The following is a 20,710-nucleotide window of genomic DNA, read 5'->3' on the forward strand; positions in this document are numbered from 1 at the left end:
CCTTGCGGCGGGCTGTGTGGGGTGTCACGGCGCGCCGCATCCGTACCGGTCCGCGCCGCGAAACCCCCTTATGAGGGGGGCGGATGGGGGCCGCCCGCGGTTCGGCGGGTGCGTGGACCCGGTAGCGTGACGGGCGGTTCCGTACATCCGCATATCTCATAGGAGTCCCGGTGACGCAGAGCGGACAGGGAAACGAGCCGCAGCCTCCTGCGGCCCCGCCCGCGCACGAGGGCGTGGTCCTGCCCTCGGCCGGCCTGCGCCACGGTGGGGCGCAGGGCGCCGACGGCTGGCCCTCGCCCGAACAGGGAGCGCTGCCGGCCGAAGGCCAGCCGTGGGGCGATCCCTGGGGCCCGAACACGCCGCAGGGCCCGCCGCCCGGCGCCCACCCGGGACAGCCCGGCGCGCTGGTGCCCCGGGAGCCGGTGCCGGGCCAGGCGCTGCCGCCCGCGGCGCCCACCGGCTACGGACCGCTGCCCGGCCAGGACGGCGACGCGACGCAGTACATCCCGCACCCCGGGCAGGCGCCGGGCCAGCCGCTGCCCGACGGATACCCGGCGGACGCCGCGGGCGGGCTCCCCGGGCCGATGCCGGGCGGGGCCGGCGGCCCCCAACCCGGCGGCGCCCTGCCGCTGCCCGCCGAGGGCGCGCCCGGCGCGCTGCCGCAGCAGGCACCCGGCGGCTACGGGGCGCCGGGCCAGCCGCTGCCGGCCGAGGGCCAGTTCCCGACCACCCCGCAGCCGTACTACGGCCAGCCGCAACAGGCACCGCAGCCGCAGCAAGCACAGCCCGGCTACCCGCAGCCCGAGCAGGCCGCCCCCGGCTTCCCGAGCCTCCAGCCCGGCCAGCAGCCGGCCACCCCGCAGCAGCCAGGACCGTACGGCGCGCCCGAGCAGCCGGGCGGCTACGGCGGCGGCCCGGGCCAGCAGCCGCAGACGCAGATCCTGCGCGCGCAGCCGCCCGCCCCGGCCGGCCAGCAGCCGCCGCAGGGCGATCTCTCGCAGCCGCAGCCGCAGCCGCAGATGCCGCAGCCCGAGACGCAGATCCTGCGGGCCCAGCAGCCCGCTCCCGGACCGCAGCCGCAGCAGCCGCAGACCCAGATCCTGCGCGCCCAGCAGCCGGCCCCCGGGCAGCAGCCCGCCGCGCACACCCAGATCCTGCGGCCCACGCCGCCGGCGCCCACCGCCGAGCAGGGCCACACCCAGATCCTGCGGCCGACGCCGGCCGGCCCCGGGCAGCCGGCGGCCGGGCAGAGCCTGCCGCAGCCGGAGTTGCGCCAGCCGGAGTCGCCGGCCGAGTCGACCACCATGCTGCGCCGGCCCGACTACGACGGCCCGCCGCCGGCCGGGGTCGGCACGGCCGAGGAGACCCAGGTGCTGCCGGGGCCGATCCCGGGCGGCCCGCCGCCGCACCCGGGGGGCGCGCCGTACGGGGTGCGGCCCGGGGCACCGGGCGACCGGCAGCCGCCGGCCGAGTTCGACGGGCTGTTCCGGGCCGGCGGCGCGGCCGACGGCCCGGAGTCCACGCAGCAGATGCCGCTGTACGACCAGGGCGCGGGGCCGCAGCCCGCGGCGCAGGGCGGCGGCCCGTACCCGCAGCACGGCGGCTACGGGCAGGAGCCGCCGGCCGACGTCGACTACGTCGGGGACGGCGGCGGGCGGCGCTCCCGGCGCGGGGTGATCATCGGCGTGGTGGTCGCGGCCTGTGCGGTGGCCGGGCTCGCGGCCGGCGCGGCGATCAGCATGAGCGGCGGCGACGGCAAGAAGGACAAGGACAAGGCCGAAACCCCAGGCAAGGAGGTGGTGGCCAGCGACTCGCCGCCGCCCTCGTCCGCGGCCCCGTCGCCGAGCAAGACGGCCGACCCGGCCGAACCGCAGGCCAAGGCGTTGGACGCGCTGCTCAAGGACAGCAACAGCAGCCGGGCCAGCGTGATCGCGTCGGTGAACAACATCAAGACCTGCAAGGCGCTGCCGAAGGCGGCCAGCGACCTGCGCGCCGCGGCCCGGCAGCGCAGCGCGCTGGTGACCAGGCTCGGCCAGATCTCGGTGGACAAGCTCCCGCAGCACACCCAGCTCACCCAGGCGCTGACCAAGGCGTGGCAGTCCTCCGCGTCGGCGGACAACCACTACGCGGCCTGGGCCGACCAGGTCGGCAAGAAGAACGGCTGCCACAAGGGCAAGGCGCGCTCCAGCAGCCACACCGCGCTCGGCAACCGGGCCAGTGGTGAGGCGAGCGCGGCCAAGAACGCGGCGGCGAAGCTGTGGAACCCGCTGGCCCGCAAGTACAAGCTGACCGAGCGCGGGGCGGTCCCGTTCCTGGGGTGCGGCGGCGCACCGCGCGCGGCGGTCGTGCCGCCTGGCGGCTACGCGACCTTGCGGTTGACCAGGGTCTGGCCCACGTCGACGAAACCCTGCTTCACGGCGACGAGCTTGCCGTCCTTGACGACCTGGTAGGTCACGTTGGCGTTGATGATCCGCGGGTAGTTGCGGATCGGCAGCAGGTCCTCGAAGCGCCAGCGGAGCTTGGGCGTGAGGCCCCCGGTGTCCGTGGTGTGGCCGCGGTCGAGCGACGTACGGACCCCACGCGCGGTGATCTTGTCCGAGTCGAGCGCGGTGAGTACGGACTTGAGCACGGTGTAGGCGATCCAGGTGGTCTGCACGCCGGGGTCGGCCACGTCGATGCGGTTGTCGTCGAACGCGTAGTCGTCGACGATCTTGTGCATCGGGTTCCACCGCGGGTCGTCGGCCACCGGGTACCAGCCCGTGGCGTACGTGCCCTCCAGCGGGCTGTTCCGGCCGCCGGTGCTGTCCACCAGGGACTGGCGCACGCTGCCGAGGATGGAGGCCATCCGTACCTGCGAATCCTCCCTCTGCGCGCGGCGGAAGGAGTCGAAGAAGGTGTTGGTGCGCTTGCCGAGCGCCGCGGTCACGCAGCCCTCGGTGCCGCCGGTGTCGGCGACCGCGCTGTCCGAGACGCCGGTGCCCGTACCGGTGCTCGTGCCGGTACCTGTACCTGTGCCGGTACCCGTGCCGGTCCGGGTGCCGCCGGATTTCGCGCCCGCGCCGGCGAGTGCCTCCTTGACCTGGTGCGTGTAGTCGCTCGCGTCCTCCGGGGCGCGGACGTCGGTGGCCGGCTTGCGGTCCCCTTCGGCCAGCCCCGCGTCGAGGAGTTCGGGCAGTTCGTCCCCGGCGATGGTGTCCGGGCGGACCAGCGAGACCGCGGAGCACACGTTCGCCAACTGGCGGCCGTTGCCCGCGAGCAGCGTCGCCTGGCCGCCGTTGACCGGGTACGAGAACGGGCTGCTGAACTCCTCCTCGGAGAGCCCGTAGCCACCTATGTAGGGGATGCCCGCGTCTTCGAGCGGGGACATGAAGGAGCGGCCGTGCTGGCTGTAGGAGCCGACCACGGCCACGGCCTTGGCGTCGACGGCGCGCCGCGCGCACTTGGCGGCGGTGATCGCGTCGTTGCGCTCGTTGCAGGTGATGACGTGGAGCTTGCGGCCGTGGATGCCGCCGGTGTCGTTGACCCAACGGGCGTACGCCTGCGCCATTGCAGGCATGCCCGGCATGTTGGTTGCGTTGGTGTCGTCAGGGGCCCAGGTCACGACCGTGATGGGCTCGCTACGGGACCCGCCAGAGGACCCGGGGAAGGCGCTACAGCCGCTGAGGAACAGCGTGCCGGCCGCCGTGCAGGCCGCCGCCACTCGTGCGGTAGAGGAGGGACGGAGGAAGGAACGTCGCCGACCGTTCATGGGAACAGACCCTTGCGTGCCGCCCAAAACGCCCGAGTGTTGTAGAGAGAATGAAAGGTGTATCGAAGGTGAATTGCGGGGGTGCGTGGAGGGAGTCGGGCGCGGAACGTACGATCGAATACTGTGCAAGGTTCGGAGAAGACTTCCCGTCGCGGCAGGCGCTCGACCACCATGGGCGCCATGCCCCTCACAGACATGCCGTGGTGGCGCTGGCGCAGCAATGTGCGTTCGGCGCTGCACATGCTCTCCGACCCGGTCTTCCAGCGGGACTGTTGGCTCGCCGGCCACGACGGCTACGGGGACGTCACCGACGCCGTGTACCGGCTGGTGGAGGACACCTGGCTGGACAACTGGTCGGCCGAGAAGTACGTCGGGACGATCTTCCGCGACACCCAGGAGGCGGCCCTGGTGGACGTGGCCGTGCTGCGGGTGCTGCGGATCATGCACGAGGTCGGTGCCGACGCCCCCGTCTCCACGTACATGGAGCACCACGGCTGGCCGGAGGCGGTGCGCGCGGCACGGGAGGCGCACGTGCGGCTCGCGGCCAGCGACGGTGAGGACGCGGACGCGCCGCCGCGCTCGCTGCACGCCCTGGCGCAGTTGACCCAGTCCGTCTGACCGCCCGCCGGGCCGCCCGGTGGGCAGCCGGCCCGCCTGTTGGACAGCCGGCCCGGGGGCCGGCGCGGTGTGCGACGCTTGGGCACCATGAACGCCTCGCATCCCGCGCCGCCGCCCGCCCCGGAGCAGTACGTGCTGACGCTGTCGTGCCCGGACAAGCAGGGCATCGTGCACGCCGTGTCCAGCTTCCTCTTCATGACCGGTTGCAACATCGAGGACAGCCAGCAGTTCGGCGACCGTGACACGGGGCTGTTCTTCATGCGGGTGCACTTCACGGGCGGGCAGCGGGACGGTGCGGGCGCAGCGGCGACGCGGCCCGAGACGCCGGTGACGGTGGAGAAGCTGCGGGCCAGCTTCGCCGCGGTCGGCGACTCCTTCGCGATGGACTGGCAGATCCACCGGGCCGACGCGAAGATGCGCGTGGTGCTGATGGTGAGCAAGTTCGGGCACTGCCTCAACGACCTGCTGTTCCGTTCGAGCATCGGCGCGCTGCCGGTCGAGATCGTGGCCGTCGTCTCCAACCACCCCACCTTCGCCGAACTCGTCGCCTCCTACGGCGTCCCCTTCCACCACATCCGGGTCACCGCGGAGAACAAGGCGGCGGCCGAGGCCGAGCTCCTTGAGCTGGTGCGGCGCGAGCAGGTGGAGCTGGTGGTGCTCGCCCGGTACATGCAGGTGCTCTCGGACGACCTGTGCAAGCAACTGTCCGGCCGGATCATCAACATCCACCACTCGTTCCTGCCGAGCTTCAAGGGCGCCAAGCCCTACCACCAGGCCCACGCGCGCGGGGTCAAGCTGATCGGTGCGACGGCGCACTACGTGACGGCCGACCTCGACGAGGGCCCGATCATCGAGCAGGAGGTCGAGCGGGTGGGCCACGAGGTCACCCCGGACCAGCTCGTCGCGGTGGGCCGGGACGTGGAGTGCCAGGCGCTGGCCCGCGCGGTCAAGTGGCACAGCGAACACCGCGTCCTGCTCAACGGACACCGCACCGTCGTCTTCGCGTAGCGGCCGGGCGGGTTCCCGCCGGGCCGCCCGACGGCGGGGACCCGCCCGGCGGGACGTACGGCAGCCGCTCGGCAGGCGGGTCCGCGCCAGGTGCGCGTACGACACGCCCGGCGGGCGGCCCGGCGCCGCGCGGTTGGCCCCGTCGCCCCGCGCCCCGGCCGGTTACAGGCGGGAGAGCGAGGCGGCGGTGCGCAGCACGTCGCGGATCGCCTCCGGGTCGCCGACCTGACCGGCAGCCGCGTCCAGCGGCGGCACGTGTCCCGCGACCAACTGGCAGAACTCCTCCCGGTCCAGCGCGATGTGGGCCACCTGCTCCTCGACGGCCGGCGTCGCGGTGGGCGAGTCGAGCGCGATGTACCAGTGGCCGCCGCCGTGCCCCTCGATCTCCAGGTGCAGGGAGCGGCTCGGCGTCCCGGGCCGGTCGAGGTGGCGCGGCGGGCTGGCGAGCCCGCACTGCCGGCGTTCGGCGAGCGCCCGGGGCAGCAGCCGCGCGCACAGGTCGATCATCAGGTGCAGATGGGCAGCGGCCGGCGGGTCGTACGGATAGTCCACCGCTTCCGCGATGTCGCCGGCGTGCACCCAGCACTCGAAGGCGCGGTCCAGGAACGAGTCGCGCAGCGGCAGCGCGAACTCGCCGTAGGGCACCGAGAGCTGGCTGGTGCCGCGGGCGGCGAACGACACGGTCCGCACCAGGGCGTGCCCCTGCCGGCGCCACGGCTCGCGGACCGCACCGGGCCGCGGCGGCGCCGGCCGCGCGGGGTCGGGTCTGGCCGGCCGGGTGGTCGGCCGCGGCAGGATGCCGGCGGGCCGGGTGCCGCGCCGGGTCAGCCGGGCGAGGTGGGCGGGCGCGTCGCGCCAGTACGCCTCGGTGCGGGCCAGTGGCGAGGCCGGCGCGCCCGGGCCGAGCGGGTCGGGCAGTCCGACGGCGCCGGCCACGATCCCGTCGACGGCCAGCAGGTGGCCGATGACGCCGGCGACGGTGGTGTCCCGCTCCTGGGCCCGCACCCCGTCGTACCAGCGCAGCGGGACCGGCGCCCGCCACTCCGCCTCGCCCATGTCGCTGATCAGCGCGTCGAGCCGGGCGGTCTCCGCGTCGTACGGCGCCGCCCACTCGGGCACCGGGATGCGCGCCGGGCGGCGGCCGAGACAGCCGGCGAGCACCCGGGAGCGCAGCCGCGGATCGAGGTCCAGGTTCTCCTCGGTGTGCAGCAGGCCGACCGCGCGGCGCAGCCGCTCCGCCTCGTTGGAGCACGGGGTGCACTGGTCCAGGTGCCGGTCGACGGCCGCGATCTCATCGGCCGAACAGGCGGCCAGCGCCCAGGCGCCGAGCAGCGACTTCAACACCTGGTGCGAGAGGGCGTCCGGGGCGGTGGCCGGCCCGGACGCCTCGCCGTGGCCGGCGTCCCGGTTCACGCGATCGCCTTCCGCGGCGTCGCCCTGTGCGGCGGCGTTGGCGTCGGGGCTGGTGCCGGTCCCGGCTGTGGCGTCGGCATCGGTGCGCGCTGCCGCGCTGTCTGCCGTATTGCCTCTCGTACTGTCTGCCGCACTGTTCGCCGCACCGGCTGCGGCTCTGGCCGCGCGGATGTCCACCGCGTCGGAGCCTGCTGCGCCTGCTGCGGCGTCCGTTGCCGCTGCGTCTGGGCCCGCTGTGTCCGGGGTCGTGTCCGGGGTGGCCGTGGGGGGTTCGGCTGCCGCGGGTGGGGTGCCTGGCGCTGGTCTCGTCGGGGTAAGTGCATCCGCCGTGGGCTCCGTCGGTCGTGGGGTGGCCTCAGCTCCGGCGGCCCGTGGCGGTGTGCCGGGAGGCTGGGTGCGGTCGGGTGTCTCGCGGCGCTTGGCGGAACGGCCGGGCCAGTGGCCGCCGTCCTCGGCCGGCGCGCGGGGTGCGGGTATGCGGGGTCGCCCGGCGGGGCCGGGTTCGCCGTCGTCGTCCGGGCTGATGCGGCCCGGCTCGCCGGGCCCGCTCACCGGCCCGATCCGTAACCGGGTGGCGAAACGGCCTGCGGGGCGACGTCGTTGGCCGTGGAGAGCAGTTGCAGGCCGAGCCGCAGGCGCCGTCTGGCCTCGTCCTCGGTGACCCCGAGCGCGGCGGCGGCCTGCCGGTAGTCCTGCCGCTCCCGGTAGGCGAGTTCGAGCGCGGCGCGCAGCGGGGCCGGCATGGCGGTCACGATGTAGTCCGCGCGGGCGGCGGCGGATGCCTTGCGGATCGAGGTCTCGACGTTCTCGGCGCTCTGCGGGTCGTCGCCCGTGCCCGCGGCCTCGGCCGCCGCGCTGGTCTTGGCCTGGCGCAGCCGGTACACGGCCTGCCGGTGGGTGAGCGTGGCGATCCAGGACCGCAGGGAACTCTGCTTGGGGTCGAAGGCGTCCGGGTTCTCCCACACGTGCGCGAACACGTCGCGGGTGATCCGGTCGGCCGCCTCCTCCTCACCGAGGACGCGGTACGCGAGGTGGTGCACCAGGGACGCGAAGCGGTCGTAGAGCTCGCCGAGTGCGGCGGCCTCCCCGCGGGCGAGGCGCTGCTGCATCTTGCGGTCCCAGCGAGGCGGTGCCTCCTGCGTCATGTGGCCCCCTGCGTTCCCGATGCCTGTCTCCGGTCGTACGCCGACGTCTCCCCGAATGTAGTCCGCAGCGATGAGAGCGAGGCGGCTTTGCGGCAACGTCCGCCTACCGGGTGGTTGCGGATGGTATGGCGATCGGCACTGTGCGTACGACCGGCGCGGTCCGTGCCGGCGGTGCCGGCCGTACGGGCCCGCGCCGTCGGTACGGCCGATTCGGCGGGTGCGCGCCGAACGTGCGGCACGGCACGTGCCGCCGTGCCGGCTACCCGCCGTTGACGTGCGGTTGTGTCGATGTGTTATCGCGGTGTGACCGGATTTTTGGGGCTGATGTGCCGTAGCGGGGCATAGGGTCGACGGAGCCGGGTGGTTCGGCTGGTGCTCCGGGGTTTCGTGGCGTGGCGCAGGGGCAGCCGCTCCAGGAGCAGTCAATTCCGGTTTGCGGATTCCGACGGGCGGACGAGGAAGGGGCTTCGGGCGCGTGACATTGAAGGTGTTGGAGGTCGAACAGGAGGGGTGGGCGGTGCTCCGGGTCTCCGGCGAGATGGACCTGGTGACCTCGCCCGCGGTCCGTCAGCACGTGCACGACGCGGTGGCCGAGGGGCGCCGGAGTCTGGTGCTCGACCTGGGCGAGGTGCGGTTCTGCGACTCCAGCGGGGTCGGCGTGCTCATCGCGGCCCGCCGGCTGATGCGGTCGTGTTCGGGGCGGCTGCGCCTGATACTGCCCGCCGAGGGCGCCGTGGACGGCTCCCACGTCAACCGGGTGCTGGCCGCCCTGGGCGTACGGCGGCTCTTCGAGGTCTACCCCGACCTCCCCACGGCGATCGACGAGGCCGCCGAACCCCTCTCTGCCTGAGCCCGAGCCAGGCCCCGCCGACCGGGCCTGACGCCCGGGCCCGCCGACCGGGCTTGGTCCTCGACCGCCTGGCCGGGCCCGCTGCCCGGCCGCGCCGACCGGGCCTCGTGCCTGGGTCTGCCGACGGCCCCGCCGCCCGGGCTGGCGCTCGGCCCGCTGCTTGGCCCCCCTGCTGGCCCCGCCCCGCGATCCCGCCCGTACCCCGCCGCCGGCCGGCCCGGCCCCCCCGCAGATCCCCGCACCGGCCCTGCCGCTGCATCCCGTCGCTGCTCCCGCCGCCCCGGCTCAGACCGGGGGGCCGGCCGGGGCCGGGCCCAGGGTGGTGGTGCCGGGGGCGGCCCGGTGACCCAGGCCGGTGCGGTAGGCGTCCAGCGCCGCTTCGACCCGGCCGGTGCGGCGCAGCAGGTCCCCGAGCAGCCGACACAGGTCGGCGAGGTCGCCGGCCGCGCCGGTGCGCTCCAGTAGGGACAGTGCGGCGCAGTAGTGCTCCTCGGCGGCCTCGGTGTCGCCGCGCTCCTCCGCGATCAGCCCGAGCAGCCGGTGCGCCCCGCCGGCGTGCACCGCACCCCGCTCGGCGCTCAGCCCACCGCCGGCCGTCCCCACGGGGGCCCCGCGCCCGCGCCCGCCCGCGCCCCCGCTTCCGTCCGCTGCGGAGACCTCCCGTACGGAGCCGTCTCGTGCCGCGTCCTCGCGCGCGGGGGCACCCGGTGGGGCGGGGGTGAGGAGGGGGCGGAGCAGGGATTCGGCTTCGGTGGACTTGCCGCGGCGGCGGAGCACGTCGGCGAGTTCCACCTCGACCTGGCCGGTGAACAGGGTGGCCCGCTTGGACTCCAGCATGGTGCGGGCGATGCGGAGTTCGTCTTCGGCGCGGGCCAGGTCGCCGTCCTGGGCGTGCACGTAGCCGCGCATCCAGTGGCAGTGCGCCAGGTCGGTGTGGATCTGCAACTGCTGGTAGAGGTCCTGGGCCTTGGCGAGGGCGGCGTCCGCCTCGGCGATCCGGCCGGCGGCGATGAGCGTGCGGGCCACGCCCCGGTGCATGCCGGCGACGAGCACCGGATCGGCGACCCGCGGCGCCAGCGCCAGCGCCATCTCGGCGGCCTGGGCGGCCCTGGCGTGCGCGCCCATGTCCATGTACGGGGCGATGGAGGCGGTGTACAGCAGGAGCAGCGCACCGGGGTCGTGCAGCCCCGACGCGTTGAGCTCGTCCAGTGCGCTCTCCAGCAGGTAGCAGGCGTACCGCAGCTCGCCGGCGAGCAGGTGGGCGGTGGCCCGGCCGCGGATGGCCGGCACCCGGCGCGGCAGCGGCTCGTCCGCGAGCAACTGCTCGGCCGCCTCGAACCGCTCCCTGGCGGTGCCGAGTTCGCCGCTCTCCAGGGCGCAGTCGCCGAGCCCGATCAGGGCCGTGGCGCGTTCGGCCGGCAGGCCGAGTTCGCCGGCCTGGTCGAGCAGGGCGGTGAAGGCGTCGGCCGCGGCGTCGGCCCCGCCGGTGGCCAGGGTGCGGCGGGCGTCGGTCAGGCCGAGCCGCACCTCGGTCGCCGCCTGCGGGGAGCGGCCGGTGGCGAGTTCCTCGGGGCTGACCCCCAGCCGCTCGGCGAGGTGCCGCAGCGCGGCCTCGGACGGCCGTACCCGACCGGCCTCCAGCGTGGAGACGTAGGCGGCGGTGTAGGCGGGCTCGGCCAGTTGGCGCTGGGTGAAGCCGTGTGCGGTGCGCAGCCGCAGCACCCGGCGCCCGATGGCGCGCGGGGCGGTCGGGTCGTCATCGGCGCCCATCGGCTCGACGGGGCGCCGGCCCGGCCGCCCGGCCCCGGCTCTGGACGGGGCCCCGGGCGTGGCTTCGGGCGGGGTCTCGGCCGCGGCTGTGGGGGCCCGTCCCGCGCCCGCCCGCGCGCGAGGCACGTCGGGCGCGTCCGCGGCGGCTGGTCGCTCCGCCTCGCGCGCGGAGGGCGTGGCGGGCGCCCCGCGCCCACGGCCGGCGCCGTCCCCGGATGTGCGGGCGCGCCCCGTACCCGTGCCGCGGCCAGGGGTCGCGTCCCCCGCCGCCCGGGCGCTCTTGTCAGCCACCGTGCCTCGTCTCCCGCAGGTAGTTTGATCGAGGAGTTAAATTCACTTACTCAAATTCTTTTACGTCAGGATGGAACGATGTCGAACGTGATCGCCCCCCATGTGACCGTACGCCAGCCGGGGCTGGTCCTCACTGATCACCTCTTCGACCTCCCGCTCGACCACGCGGCACCGGAGGGCGAGCACCTCCAGGTCTACGCCCGCGAAGTGGTCGCGGCCGACCGTTTCGCCGACCGCGACGAGTTGCCCTGGCTGCTGTTCCTCCAGGGCGGCCCGGGCTGCGCGGCCGACCGGCCGGTGGGCACCGGCGGCTGGCTCGGCCGGGCCGTGCAGGAGTTCCGGGTGCTCCTGCTCGACCAGCGCGGCACCGGTCGCTCCACGCCCGCCACCCGGCAGACCCTGCCGCTCCGCGGCACCCCCGCCGAACAGGCCGACTACCTCGCCCACTTCCGGGCCGACGCCATCGTCCGCGACTGCGAGGCCATCCGCGCCCGGCTCACCGGCGGTGCCCCGTGGACCGTGCTCGGCCAGAGCTTCGGCGGCTTCTGCACGGTCAGCTACCTCTCGTACGCGCCGGAGGGGATCGCGACCGCGCTGATCACCGGCGGGCTGCCGGACCTCGCCGCGGACGCGGACGCCGTCTACCGGGCCGCCTACCCGCGGATGGCGCACAAGACGCTGGCCCACTACGCGCGCTACCCGGGCGACGCGGTGGCCGCGGCGCGCATCGTCCGCCACCTCGCCGACCACGAGGAGGTGCTGCCGGACGGCACCGTGCTCACCCCCGAGGCGTTCCAGCAGCTCGGCATCCTGCTCGGCGGCGGCGACGGCTCGCACCGGCTCCACTACCTGCTGGAGGACGCCTTCGTGCCGACCGTGGACGGGCCGCGGCTGAGCGACCACTTCGGCGAGCAGGTGGCCGCGGTGCTCAGCCGCACCACCAACCCGCTCTACACGCTCCTGCACGAGGCCATCTACGCACAGGACGGCCGCGCCACCGACTGGTCGGCGCACCGGGTGCGGACCGAGTTCCCCGCCTTCGACGCGGTGGGCGCGCTCGCGGCCGGCGACCCGGTGCTCTTCACCGGCGAGAGCGTGCACCCGTGGATGCTCGACGTGCTGCCCGGGCTGCGCCCGCTGCGCGAGACGGCGCACCTGCTGGCCGCCCGCACCGGCTGGGGCCCGCTCTACGACGCGGAGCAACTGGCCCGCAACACCGTGCCGGTGGCCGCGGCCGTCTACCACGACGACCTGTTCGTGGACACCGAGCACGCGCTGCGCACCGCCGCCGCCATCCGCGGCCTGCGCACCTGGGTCACCAACGAGTACGAGCACGACGGCGTGCGCGCGGGCGGCAGCGCGGTCCTGGACCGACTGCTGCGCCTGGCCCGCGGGGAGGCGTAGCCGTACGAGGGGCGCGTCCGGAGGGGAGCCGTACGGGTCGCGGTCCCGGGTCGCGCGGCGGGGCGCGGCCGGGCGGGACGGCGTAGCGGGCGGGACGGGGCGGCGGGTGGGGGCGGCGCCTGCGCCCCGTCCTTCCGTACCCGTCATCCCGTAACGCGCCGCCCCGCACCTGTCGTTCCGTACGAACTCCCGCCCGACCCATTGCCTGGCGCCCGCCGCACCCCTACGTTGAGCGGCAACTTAATTCCACTTAACGAGTTGATTACTGCTCTGGGGGAGCTGCGTATGTCCAGACGAGTCCGGGTTCGTACCGCCGCGCTGGTCGCCGGGGTGAGTGCGGTGGCGCTGTTGGCCGGCACGGCGAGTGCGGCCGGCGGGGCCGGCGCGGCCAACGGGTCCAGCGGGGCCGGCGGCGCCGGTGGGGACGGGCGGGCCCACCGGGTCGAGTACTTCAGCGGGCCGGGCAGCCACGGCCGGCACGTGCAGGTGCCGGCGGCCACGCCCGAGCGCATCGCCCGGGCGGCGGCCCCGCTGGCCCCCGCGGCGCGGGCCGCGGACGGCGACGTCACCCCGATCGTGGAGAGCGGCTCCACCGCGGACAAGCTCGACGTCGTCGTCATCGGCGACGGCTACACCGCGGCCCAGCAGGAGGACTTCCACGCCGCGGCGCGCGCGAAGTGGCAGCAGATCTCCTCCGTCGCGCCGTACGACGCCTACCGCGGGCTGTTCAACGTGTGGGCGGTGGACGCGGTCTCGCGCGAGTCCGGCGTCTCCGGCGACCCGGTCAAGTCGGTGGTCAAGGACACGGCGCTGAGCTCGTACTTCTGGTGCAGCGACATGGAGCGGCTGCTGTGCGTGGACACCGACAAGGTGGAGGCGTACGCGGCGAAGGCGCCGGCGGCCGACCTGGTCATCGTGGTCAGCAACTCCACCAAGTACGGCGGCGCCGGCTACAACGACGTCGTCTCCGGGCCCGGTTACGACGGCATAGCCACCGTCTCCTCCGACGACCCGCGCTCGGGGCAGATCGCGGTGCACGAGACGGGCCACTCGCTCGGCAAGCTCGCCGACGAGTACTTCTACGACGAGGACAGCACCTACACCGGCCCCGAGCCCGGCGAGCCCAACAGCAGCACGCTGAGCGCGTCCGCGATGGCGGCGCAGCGCACCAAGTGGCACCGCTGGCTCGGCCAGCAGTCGCCGGACGGCGGCACGGTCGGCGCGTACGAGGGCGGCGGCTACTTCGCGCACGGGCTGAACCGCCCCACCGAGAACTCGATCATGCGGACCCTGGGGCGCGAGTTCAACCTGCCGGGGCGCGAGGCGATGATCGCCGGCTTCTACCGGCACGCCTCCGTGCTGGCCAGCACGGTGCCCACCGACCGGCCGCTGACGCGGGGCCAGCGGGTGCGCGTCCAGGTGCCGGCGTCGGCGTCGGTGCGGTGGTACGTGGACGGGCGCGAGGTGCGCTCGGCGCGCGGCAAGGAGGCCGTCACGCCCGCCTCGCTCGGCGCCCGCCCGGGCCGCTGGCACCAGATCACGGCCCGCGCCACCGACACCACGGACGCGGTCCGCGACCCCGCGGTGCGCGCGCTGCTCACAGACAGCAGGTCGTGGTGGGTGCGCGGCTGACCCTGCGGGTCAACTGCCTTGTGTGCCCCGTGAGTTGAGAGTGCGAGCGGCGGTGGCCGGTGGCTCGCCCGGGGAATTCGGGGCGGGTTGGGGAGTGGTGGCCCGCCTGCGCCCCGGGTCCGCCCGCTCCGCGCCCCGGCCCCGCCGCGGCCGACTGGTCCACCGCCGCCGCGGCCGGCCCGGCACCTTTTTCTTACAACGTTCTCTTTAGGGCTCAGTAATTGACGGTGCATCCGTCTCGTGCGGCGTGCGACTAGGCCGATTGCGCAGGTCGGGGTCATATGCCGGCGCGTCGAATCAGCTAGGGAGCAAATCGGACTAAAGGGGTGTAATTTGGGCGTCGTGAGGAGTCATCGACAGCGATGACTACGCCTATTTGAGGAGGCAATCAATGCTTGCTCAGCACACCACGTCCCTTCTCGCCACTCCGACCGATGCGGCGGCCATCGGCCACCTGATGACGGAGCCCGAGGCCCCGCTCAGCGATGCGCCGATGTACACCCCGCAGGCAGCGGGCGTCCTGCTGCTTCTTGCGCTTCTTTCGCCGAAGGAGCCCAAGGACAAGTGACCCCTGATCGGTCGCAGACGGCCTATGCCGAATCGGCGGCCGACCTGGCACACCGTGTCCTCGGTGCCCTTCGGGGCGCCGGGGGCACGGCGCTGGTCGCCGAGCACGTCGAGCGCGCGGAAGATCCCAAGGCCGCACTGGCCGCGCTGCGCGTCGTAGGAGCGGACGTCTTCGCCCCGTACCTGCTGGGCGACAGCGTCTTCCATCCGCAGGACGCCGAGGCCGTCGCCATGGCCTTCACCGTCTTCCCGCCCCCCGTCAACCCGCCGACGCCGCCGCCGGACGGGCCCGCCGAACCCTGGGTCGTCGCCTGGCGCGACTGGGCGATGGCCGCCGTGCTCGGCCGGTTCGCCGAGGTCGGCGGCGACGCCCTGCCGCCCACCGTGCGGACCGACGCCAGCGGCGTCGCCGAGATCGTCGACGCCCCCGGCGGCACGGTGCGCGCCCCGGAGCCGCAGGGCGCGCCGCTGCTGTCGGAGGCACGGTTGCGCGCCGCCTACGGCACGGCCGGCGCCCGCGATGCGCTCCGGGTGCCCGAGGGCTCGTACACCGCGGACCGGCTGCACGCGGCCGGCTCGCACGGCGTCGCCTACCCGGCCGACGCCCCCGCCACGGCCGCCGAGGCCGCCGGGCTCGACTGGCAGCGCTGGTCGGTCCGGATGGGGCAGCTCTCGCCGCTGGCGCTGCCCGGACTCGACAGCGCCGTGCACCGGGCGGCCCGGGCCGCGCCGCTGGCCCTGGCCCGGGGCGCGAGCCGCGCCCTGCTGCGGCGCGACCACCCCACGGCCGTCCACATCCTGCGCTGGCTGGCACTGCTCGGCTCCGAGGGCGTGCCGCTGCCCATCGAACTGCCCCCGCTGATCGAGCACGTGGAGCTGCTGGGCGGCGGCGGGCCCCGGCTCGCGCTCGACCTGGCCATCGCCCGCCGACTGCTCGCACTGGAGCTCCCCGCATGACGGCGTCCGTCACCCAGACCGCACACCAGGTCAGCTCCAAGGCGCTGGCCTGGCTGCACACCCACCACGAGCGCGGGGCGCTGCCCGAGGGCACCACCGCCGACCTCGGCGACCCGGACAGCGTGTACAAACCGCTCGGCGAGACGGCGCTGGCCGGCACGCTCGTACTGCGCGAGGCCGCCGCCGGCACCGCCGAACTGCGCATCGCGCGCGAACTGCTCGACTACTGCTGGCGGCAGTTCCGCGAGGGCGACATGCTCTACGAACGGCTGCTGCGCTACCCGATGATGAGCGACCCGCTGGAGACGTACGCCCACTTCACCCGGGTCGGCTACCGGCACCGGCCGCTGGAGCGGCTGCTGACCCACACCACCGGGCTGCGCACCGTGCGCGGCCTGGAACAGCAGCCCAACCGGAAGCTCGCGGTGGCCAACGCCGCCCGCATCGTCGGCATCGACCAGGGCAGGCACGCCTACGACTGGGACACGCTCACCCGCGCCACCTGGCTCGGCGGCACCCCGGAGCCCTGGCTGATCGACTGGATGACCGGCTACTCGCTGACCCACACGGTCTTCCACCTGACCGACTGGGGCGGCAACCCGACCGGTCTTTCACCGGAGTTGACCGAGTACGTCGCCACCTGGCTGCCGGTGTGGATCGACATCTGGGCCGAGATCGAACAGTGGGACCTGGTGGCCGAGTTGATGATCGTCGGCTGCTGCCTGGACCGCCCGTACTGCGACGCGGCCGACTGGGAGCTGCTGGCCCGGGTGCAGCACGCGGACGGCCTGCTGCCGCGGGACGGCGACCCGGTCTCCGACGACCCCGACGAACGCTTCCAGGACCACCAGCACACCGCGGTGGTGGCGGCCGTCGCCGGCACCCTCGCCGTCTCCCGCACCCTGGGCGGCGGCTCCGCGCCGGTCAGCGGCCGGTGACCGGCGGCGGGAAGCGGCGCAAGGCCGCGGGTACGGGCACGGGTACGGGCGCGCCGCGCGGCAAGGCCGCTGGCGCGGCGCGGGGCGCGGGTGGTGCGGCCCGGGGCGCCGGTGGTGCGGCGCGGGGCAGGCGGGGCGCGTCCGGCGCGTCCGGCGGGGCCGGGACGGCGGCTGGTGCCGCTGGTGCTGACGGCACTTCCGGCGCGGCTGGTCCTTCTGCTGCGGCTGCCACGACTGGTGCTGCTGGTCCTGCCGGTCCTGCTGCCCCGGCTGGTCCTGCCGGTGCCGCGTCGGCCGGGGTGCGGGCGGCCGGCGTACGGGCCGGTGCGGCGGCCGGGCCGCCTGCCGCGGCGGCAGACGCTCCCGTACGGCCCGCGGCGCAGACGACGCAAGCGGCGAAGGTGACGGAATCGGCGAAGGCGACGGACCCCCCGGCCGGACAGCCACCCCGGCCCGGCGACGACGGGCCGGGGACCGCCCCCGTACGACCCGGTCACGACGGGCCGGGGACCGCCCCCGTACCGGGCCGCGAGCCGCCTCGGCCCGGTACGGACGGGCGGCCCGCGGCCCCCGGGTCGGCACCCGGCGGACGGCGGGGCCGCGCGCCCGTGCGGCCTGCGCCGGTGGGGGCCGAACCCGCCTGGGCCACCGAGGCGTTGGTGCCGCTGCTGCGCGCCGCGCCGGGGGCCAGCGGGGTGGCCGTCGCCGCCCGCCGCGGCGCGGACCGGGTCTTCCTCGCGGAGGGCCGAACCGCCTGGGGCGACGGCCGGTCGGTGGACGCCGACACCCGCTTCGAGATCGGCTCGCTGACCAAGCCGCTGACCGCGCTGCTGCTCGCGGAGTCGGTGGCGCGCGGCGAGGTGCGGTACGAGGACCCGATCACCCGCTTCCTGCCGCGGATCGCGGCGCCGAAGGGGCCCGGCGGCCCGATCACGCTGCTGCACCTGGCCACCCACACTTCCGGCCTGCCCCGGCTGCCGCCCGGCTTCCTGCTGCGCGGCGCCCCCGAGTGGTTCACCAACCCGTACGGCACCTTCCGCACCGAGGACCTGCTCGCCGCGCTCGGCCGCACCCGCACCCGGGTCAGGCCGGGCACCAGGTTCCGCTACTCCAACTTCGGCGTCGGGCTCCTCGGCCACCTGCTGGCCAGGGCCGCGAGCCCGGGCCGCGGCGCCTACGGCGACTTCGGTGAACTCCTCGCCGCCCGGGTGCTGCGCCCGCTCGGCCTGCGCCGCACCACCTGCGGCCCCGACCTGCCGCAGGCCACCGGCTACTGGCACGGCAGGGCCAGGCCGCCGTGGGAGATCCCCGGCCTGCCGGGCGCGGGTGCGGCCCGCTCCACCACCCGCGACCTGCTCTGTCTGCTCGATGCGCTGGCCGACCCGGCCGCCGCGCCGAGCACCGCGCCGGCCCGGCTGATCGCGGCCCTCGCCGATGTGACCAGGCCCCGCCTGGTGGTGCCGCGCAGCACCGCGCGGCTGGCCCTGGTCTGGAACATCAGGCCGCGCCCCGGGCACGACCTCTACCACCACTCGGGCGGCACTCGCGGCTTCACCGCGTTCGCCGGGTTCAGCCCCGCGGCCGGTGTCTCGCTGGTCGCGCTGGCCAACCGGGCACCCGCACTGAGCGGCGCCTTCATCCAGCAGGCGTACAGCGCGTTGCGGGGGTTGGCGGCAGGGTGTGTGGAGGGCGCGTAAGCGGCGTGCCCCCGCCCGGCCGGCCCGTACGGGCCGTGTTGCAAGATGAACCGCATGGTAGGCAACGGGGGCAACGCCCGGCTGATCGCCGGGCGTTATCGATTGGTGGGGCAGTTGGGCCGCGGCGGCATGGGGACCGTCTGGCGGGCGCAGGACGAACTCCTCGGCCGGCAGGTCGCGGTGAAGGAACTGCACCTGGTCGAGGGCCTGTCCGCGCTCGACGCCCAGGTGCAGCGCGAACGCACGCTCCGCGAGGCCCGTACCGTGGCCCAGCTCAAGCACCCGCACGTGATCGTCCTGCACGACGTGGTGGAGCAGGACGAACGCCCCTGGATCGTCATGGAGTTGGTGGACGGCCGCTCGCTCGCCGACCAGCTCGCCGAACGGGGCCCGGTCGACCGGCGGGAGGCCGCGCGGATCGCCCTCGCGCTGCTCGACGCGCTCGCCACCGCGCACGGCCGGGGCGTGCTGCACCGCGACATCAAGCCCGCCAACGTCCTCATCGAGGCGCCCACCGGCCGGGTCGTCCTCACCGACTTCGGCATCGCCCAGGTCACCGGCGCCACCACCATCACCGAGACGGGCACCTTCGTCGGCTCGCCCGAGTACACCGCGCCGGAGCGGATGTCGGGCCACAGGACCGGCCCCGAGTCGGACCTGTGGTCGCTCGGGGTGCTGCTGTGCACGCTGGTCAGCGGCGAGTCCCCGTTCCGGCGCGACTCGCTCGGCGGGGTGCTGCACGCGGTGGTCTTCGACGAGATACGCGCCCCGGCCGAGGCCGGCCCGCTCGCCCCGGTCATCCTCGGCCTGCTCACCCGCGACCCGGCCCGCCGACTGACGACGGCCGGGGCCCGCGCCCTGCTCGGCGCGTACGCGGCGGACCCGCCCTCGGACGACGGCTTCCCGCTGCGGGGCGCCGCGTTCGCACCGTCGGCCGGGGCGGCGGCCGGATCGCCGTCCGAGGGTCCGTCCTCCGCAGGCACCGCGCCCGGCAGCCTGCCGTACGGAGACTCTTCGTACGGCGCCCCCTCGTACGGCGCCCCGCATCCCGGCGCCCCGCTCCCCGGCCGTACGGGGTACGCCGGCCCCGCCCGCACCGCGCAGCCGCCGGGCCCGGGCCACACCGCCCCGGCCGGCCACCTGCCGACCGATCCGGCAGCGCCAGCGGCGGCAGCCGCGTACCTGGCAGCGGGCCAGCCGGGACGGCAGGGCCGGCCAGCGGCAACGGGCCCCGCCGCAGGACCGCCCGCAGCCGCCGCCTCGGCGGGACCTGCCGCCCCGACAGGTTCCGCCGCCCCCACCGGCCGTGCCGCGGCCCGCGCCGCCGGGCGGAGTCGGCCCACGGTGCGGGACGCGCTGCCGCGCGGGCGGGCCGCCGCCGTGGCCGGTACCGCCGTGCTGGCGCTGGCCGGTCTGACCGTGGGCGTGGTCGCCGTGCTCGACAAGGACGGCGGCAGCTCCGCCAGCGCCCAGGACGGTGACGGCGACCCGAGCCGCAAGGGCGAGAACGACGGCAAGGGCGAAGGCGACGGCAAGGGCGAGGGCGCGCAGCACGGCGGGGGCGGTGGCGCGGACCGCGCGCCGACCGGTCCGGCCTCCGTCCCCACCGCCGCCCCCGAGGGGTACGAGCTGGTCACCGACCCCGCCGGGTTCCGGATCGCGATCCCCCAGGGGTACGTCCGCTCGTACGAGCCGCCCCGGGTCTACTACTACTCGCCGGGCCGGGCGTTCCGGATCGGTATCCACCCGCAGTCGCTCGACCCGCGCGGAGCGGTCCGCGTGATGCGCGAGGCGCACGCCGAGGGCGCGCAGCGCTACGACGGCTATCGGGACGGCCGGGTCACCGAGACCACCAGGAACGGGCACCCGGCCGCGCGGTGGGAGTTCACCTGGGACGGGGCCGAGGACGACGGGGGCGCCCGGCGGACGTACGACCTCAGTTGGGACGAGGGCGGGCAGATGTATGACATTTGGATTTCCGCCCCGATATCCCAGCAAGCCGAAGGAAAGCGGCATTTCCAGACGTTGGTGGACACCTTCCGTCGCCCCGGCGCGGCCGGCTGACCGCCGCGGCAACGGCTTGGTCACCATCGCGCGTACCGCCCCGGCCCGCTGGCCAGCGACGTCCCGCGGCGGGTCATGATGAGTGGCATGACAAACCATGGGGGACGAGCGGACGAGCCCACGAGTTACGGGCTCCAGCCGCCGCACGCAGCGCATCCCCCGGCCGCACCCAGTACGGCGCCGGACCACGGCGCCCGGCACGACGCGTCCCACGGCCCCGCCACGGGCCCCGACGCGGGTCAGCGCCCGGGCCCCGCCCCGGCGCAGGAGCAGGGGCGAGACGGCCGGGGCCAGCACCAGTCGGCGCACGGCCAGCAGTCGGCGTACGGCCGGCCCGCCGACGCACCGCAGCCGCAGCCCTACGCCGCGGGCGCGGGTACGGGCCACGCGGCGTACGGCCAGGCCAGCGGCAACGGCAACAGCAGCGGCGTCAGCGGCAGCGGCCACGGCGTCGGGGTCAGCGCGCCCGGGCCCGTACCGGGGCAGCCGGCCGGCGGCGGCCACCAGCACGCCTACGACCCGACGCAGCAGGCCGACCTGCCGGGCCGCCGGGACGCCGCCGGCGGGTACCCCGGCGCCCCGTCGAATGCGGCGGCCCCCGCCGCGAC

General features: G+C 75.5%; 15 protein-coding genes and 1 pseudogene. 12 read left to right on the plus strand and 4 right to left on the minus strand.

The genetic code is table 11. The features are described from left to right. Nucleotides 1-170: 170 nt before the first annotated feature. Nucleotides 171-2,450: a hypothetical protein gene (locus tag ACMA1D_RS19905; protein WP_414725352.1), complete on the plus strand. Its 2,280-nt coding sequence runs from the start codon at nt 171-173 to the stop codon at nt 2,448-2,450. Here ACMA1D_RS19905 and ACMA1D_RS19910 read toward each other — a convergent pair. After that, nucleotides 2,360-3,748, minus strand: a complete 1,389-nt coding sequence (locus tag ACMA1D_RS19910; protein ID WP_414725353.1) for an ABC transporter substrate-binding protein — start codon at nt 3,746-3,748, stop codon at nt 2,360-2,362. The genes ACMA1D_RS19905 and ACMA1D_RS19910 overlap by 91 nt on opposite strands. A gap of 171 nt (nt 3,749-3,919) precedes the next feature. Between ACMA1D_RS19910 and ACMA1D_RS19915 the strand changes: the two genes are divergently transcribed. After that, on the plus strand, nt 3,920-4,366 hold the full coding sequence (locus ACMA1D_RS19915; RefSeq protein WP_414725354.1) for an SCO4402 family protein: 447 nt from the start codon (nt 3,920-3,922) through the stop codon (nt 4,364-4,366). An 87-nt stretch (nt 4,367-4,453) separates the two neighbouring features. Continuing rightward, nucleotides 4,454-5,374 carry a formyltetrahydrofolate deformylase gene (purU, locus tag ACMA1D_RS19920; protein WP_414725355.1) on the plus strand — a complete coding sequence of 307 codons (921 nt, stop codon included), beginning with the start codon at nt 4,454-4,456 and terminating at the stop codon, nt 5,372-5,374. A 162-nt stretch (nt 5,375-5,536) separates the two neighbouring features. On the opposite strand, the gene ACMA1D_RS19925 is transcribed toward purU, so the two are convergent. Together ACMA1D_RS19925 and ACMA1D_RS19930 are read right to left on the minus strand one after the other, a co-directional pair. Next, on the minus strand, nt 5,537-6,964 hold the full coding sequence (locus ACMA1D_RS19925) for an immediate early protein (RefSeq protein ID WP_414725356.1): 1,428 nt from the start codon (nt 6,962-6,964) through the stop codon (nt 5,537-5,539). A gap of 371 nt (nt 6,965-7,335) precedes the next feature. Continuing rightward, on the minus strand, nt 7,336-7,932 hold the full coding sequence (locus tag ACMA1D_RS19930; protein ID WP_414725357.1) for an RNA polymerase sigma factor: 597 nt from the start codon (nt 7,930-7,932) through the stop codon (nt 7,336-7,338). A gap of 475 nt (nt 7,933-8,407) precedes the next feature. On the opposite strand from ACMA1D_RS19930, the gene ACMA1D_RS19935 reads away from it, so the two are divergent. Further along, nucleotides 8,408-8,782 carry an STAS domain-containing protein gene (locus ACMA1D_RS19935; RefSeq protein WP_414725358.1) on the plus strand — a complete coding sequence of 125 codons (375 nt, stop codon included), beginning with the start codon at nt 8,408-8,410 and terminating at the stop codon, nt 8,780-8,782. Nucleotides 8,783-9,067: 285 nt separating this feature from the next. Here ACMA1D_RS19935 and ACMA1D_RS19940 read toward each other — a convergent pair whose 3' ends face one another. After that, nucleotides 9,068-10,552, minus strand: coding sequence for a helix-turn-helix domain-containing protein (locus ACMA1D_RS19940; RefSeq protein ID WP_414725359.1), 1,485 nt, complete (start codon nt 10,550-10,552; stop codon nt 9,068-9,070). A 369-nt stretch (nt 10,553-10,921) separates the two neighbouring features. Between ACMA1D_RS19940 and ACMA1D_RS19945 the strand changes: the two genes are divergently transcribed. From ACMA1D_RS19945 to ACMA1D_RS19980, 8 genes and pseudogenes are all read left to right on the plus strand, one after another. Beyond that, complete coding sequence (locus ACMA1D_RS19945; protein ID WP_414725360.1) at nt 10,922-12,247, plus strand: alpha/beta fold hydrolase; 1,326 nt, start codon at nt 10,922-10,924, stop codon at nt 12,245-12,247. 285 nt (nt 12,248-12,532) lie between these two features. After that, a complete protein-coding gene (locus ACMA1D_RS19950) occupies nt 12,533-13,879 on the plus strand; it encodes a M64 family metallopeptidase (RefSeq protein ID WP_414725361.1) in 1,347 nt (448 codons plus the stop codon). Between the two features lie 391 nt (nt 13,880-14,270). Beyond that, complete coding sequence (locus tag ACMA1D_RS19955; RefSeq protein ID WP_349994054.1) at nt 14,271-14,447, plus strand: hypothetical protein; 177 nt, start codon at nt 14,271-14,273, stop codon at nt 14,445-14,447. Further along, nucleotides 14,444-15,403 carry a hypothetical protein gene (locus tag ACMA1D_RS19960; protein ID WP_414725362.1) on the plus strand — a complete coding sequence of 320 codons (960 nt, stop codon included), beginning with the start codon at nt 14,444-14,446 and terminating at the stop codon, nt 15,401-15,403. The genes ACMA1D_RS19955 and ACMA1D_RS19960 overlap by 4 nt, the downstream gene beginning before the upstream one ends. Further along, complete coding sequence (locus ACMA1D_RS19965; RefSeq protein WP_414725363.1) at nt 15,400-16,341, plus strand: DUF6895 family protein; 942 nt, start codon at nt 15,400-15,402, stop codon at nt 16,339-16,341. Before ACMA1D_RS19960 ends, ACMA1D_RS19965 begins: the two co-directional genes overlap by 4 nt. Before the next feature lie 623 nt (nt 16,342-16,964). Beyond that, nucleotides 16,965-18,038: a serine hydrolase domain-containing protein gene (locus ACMA1D_RS19970; RefSeq protein WP_414725364.1), complete on the plus strand. Its 1,074-nt coding sequence runs from the start codon at nt 16,965-16,967 to the stop codon at nt 18,036-18,038. A gap of 54 nt (nt 18,039-18,092) precedes the next feature. Then, nucleotides 18,093-20,102 (plus strand): serine/threonine-protein kinase, encoded by a 2,010-nt coding sequence (locus ACMA1D_RS19975; protein ID WP_414725365.1) that lies wholly within the window; start codon nt 18,093-18,095, stop codon nt 20,100-20,102. Nucleotides 20,103-20,189: 87 nt separating this feature from the next. Next, nucleotides 20,190-20,710 (plus strand): annotated as a pseudogene (locus tag ACMA1D_RS19980) (hypothetical protein); the annotation flags it as partial.

It is taken from the genome of Streptomyces sp. 796.1 (assembly GCF_047525675.1).
Lineage (GTDB): Bacteria > Actinomycetota > Actinomycetes > Streptomycetales > Streptomycetaceae > Streptomyces.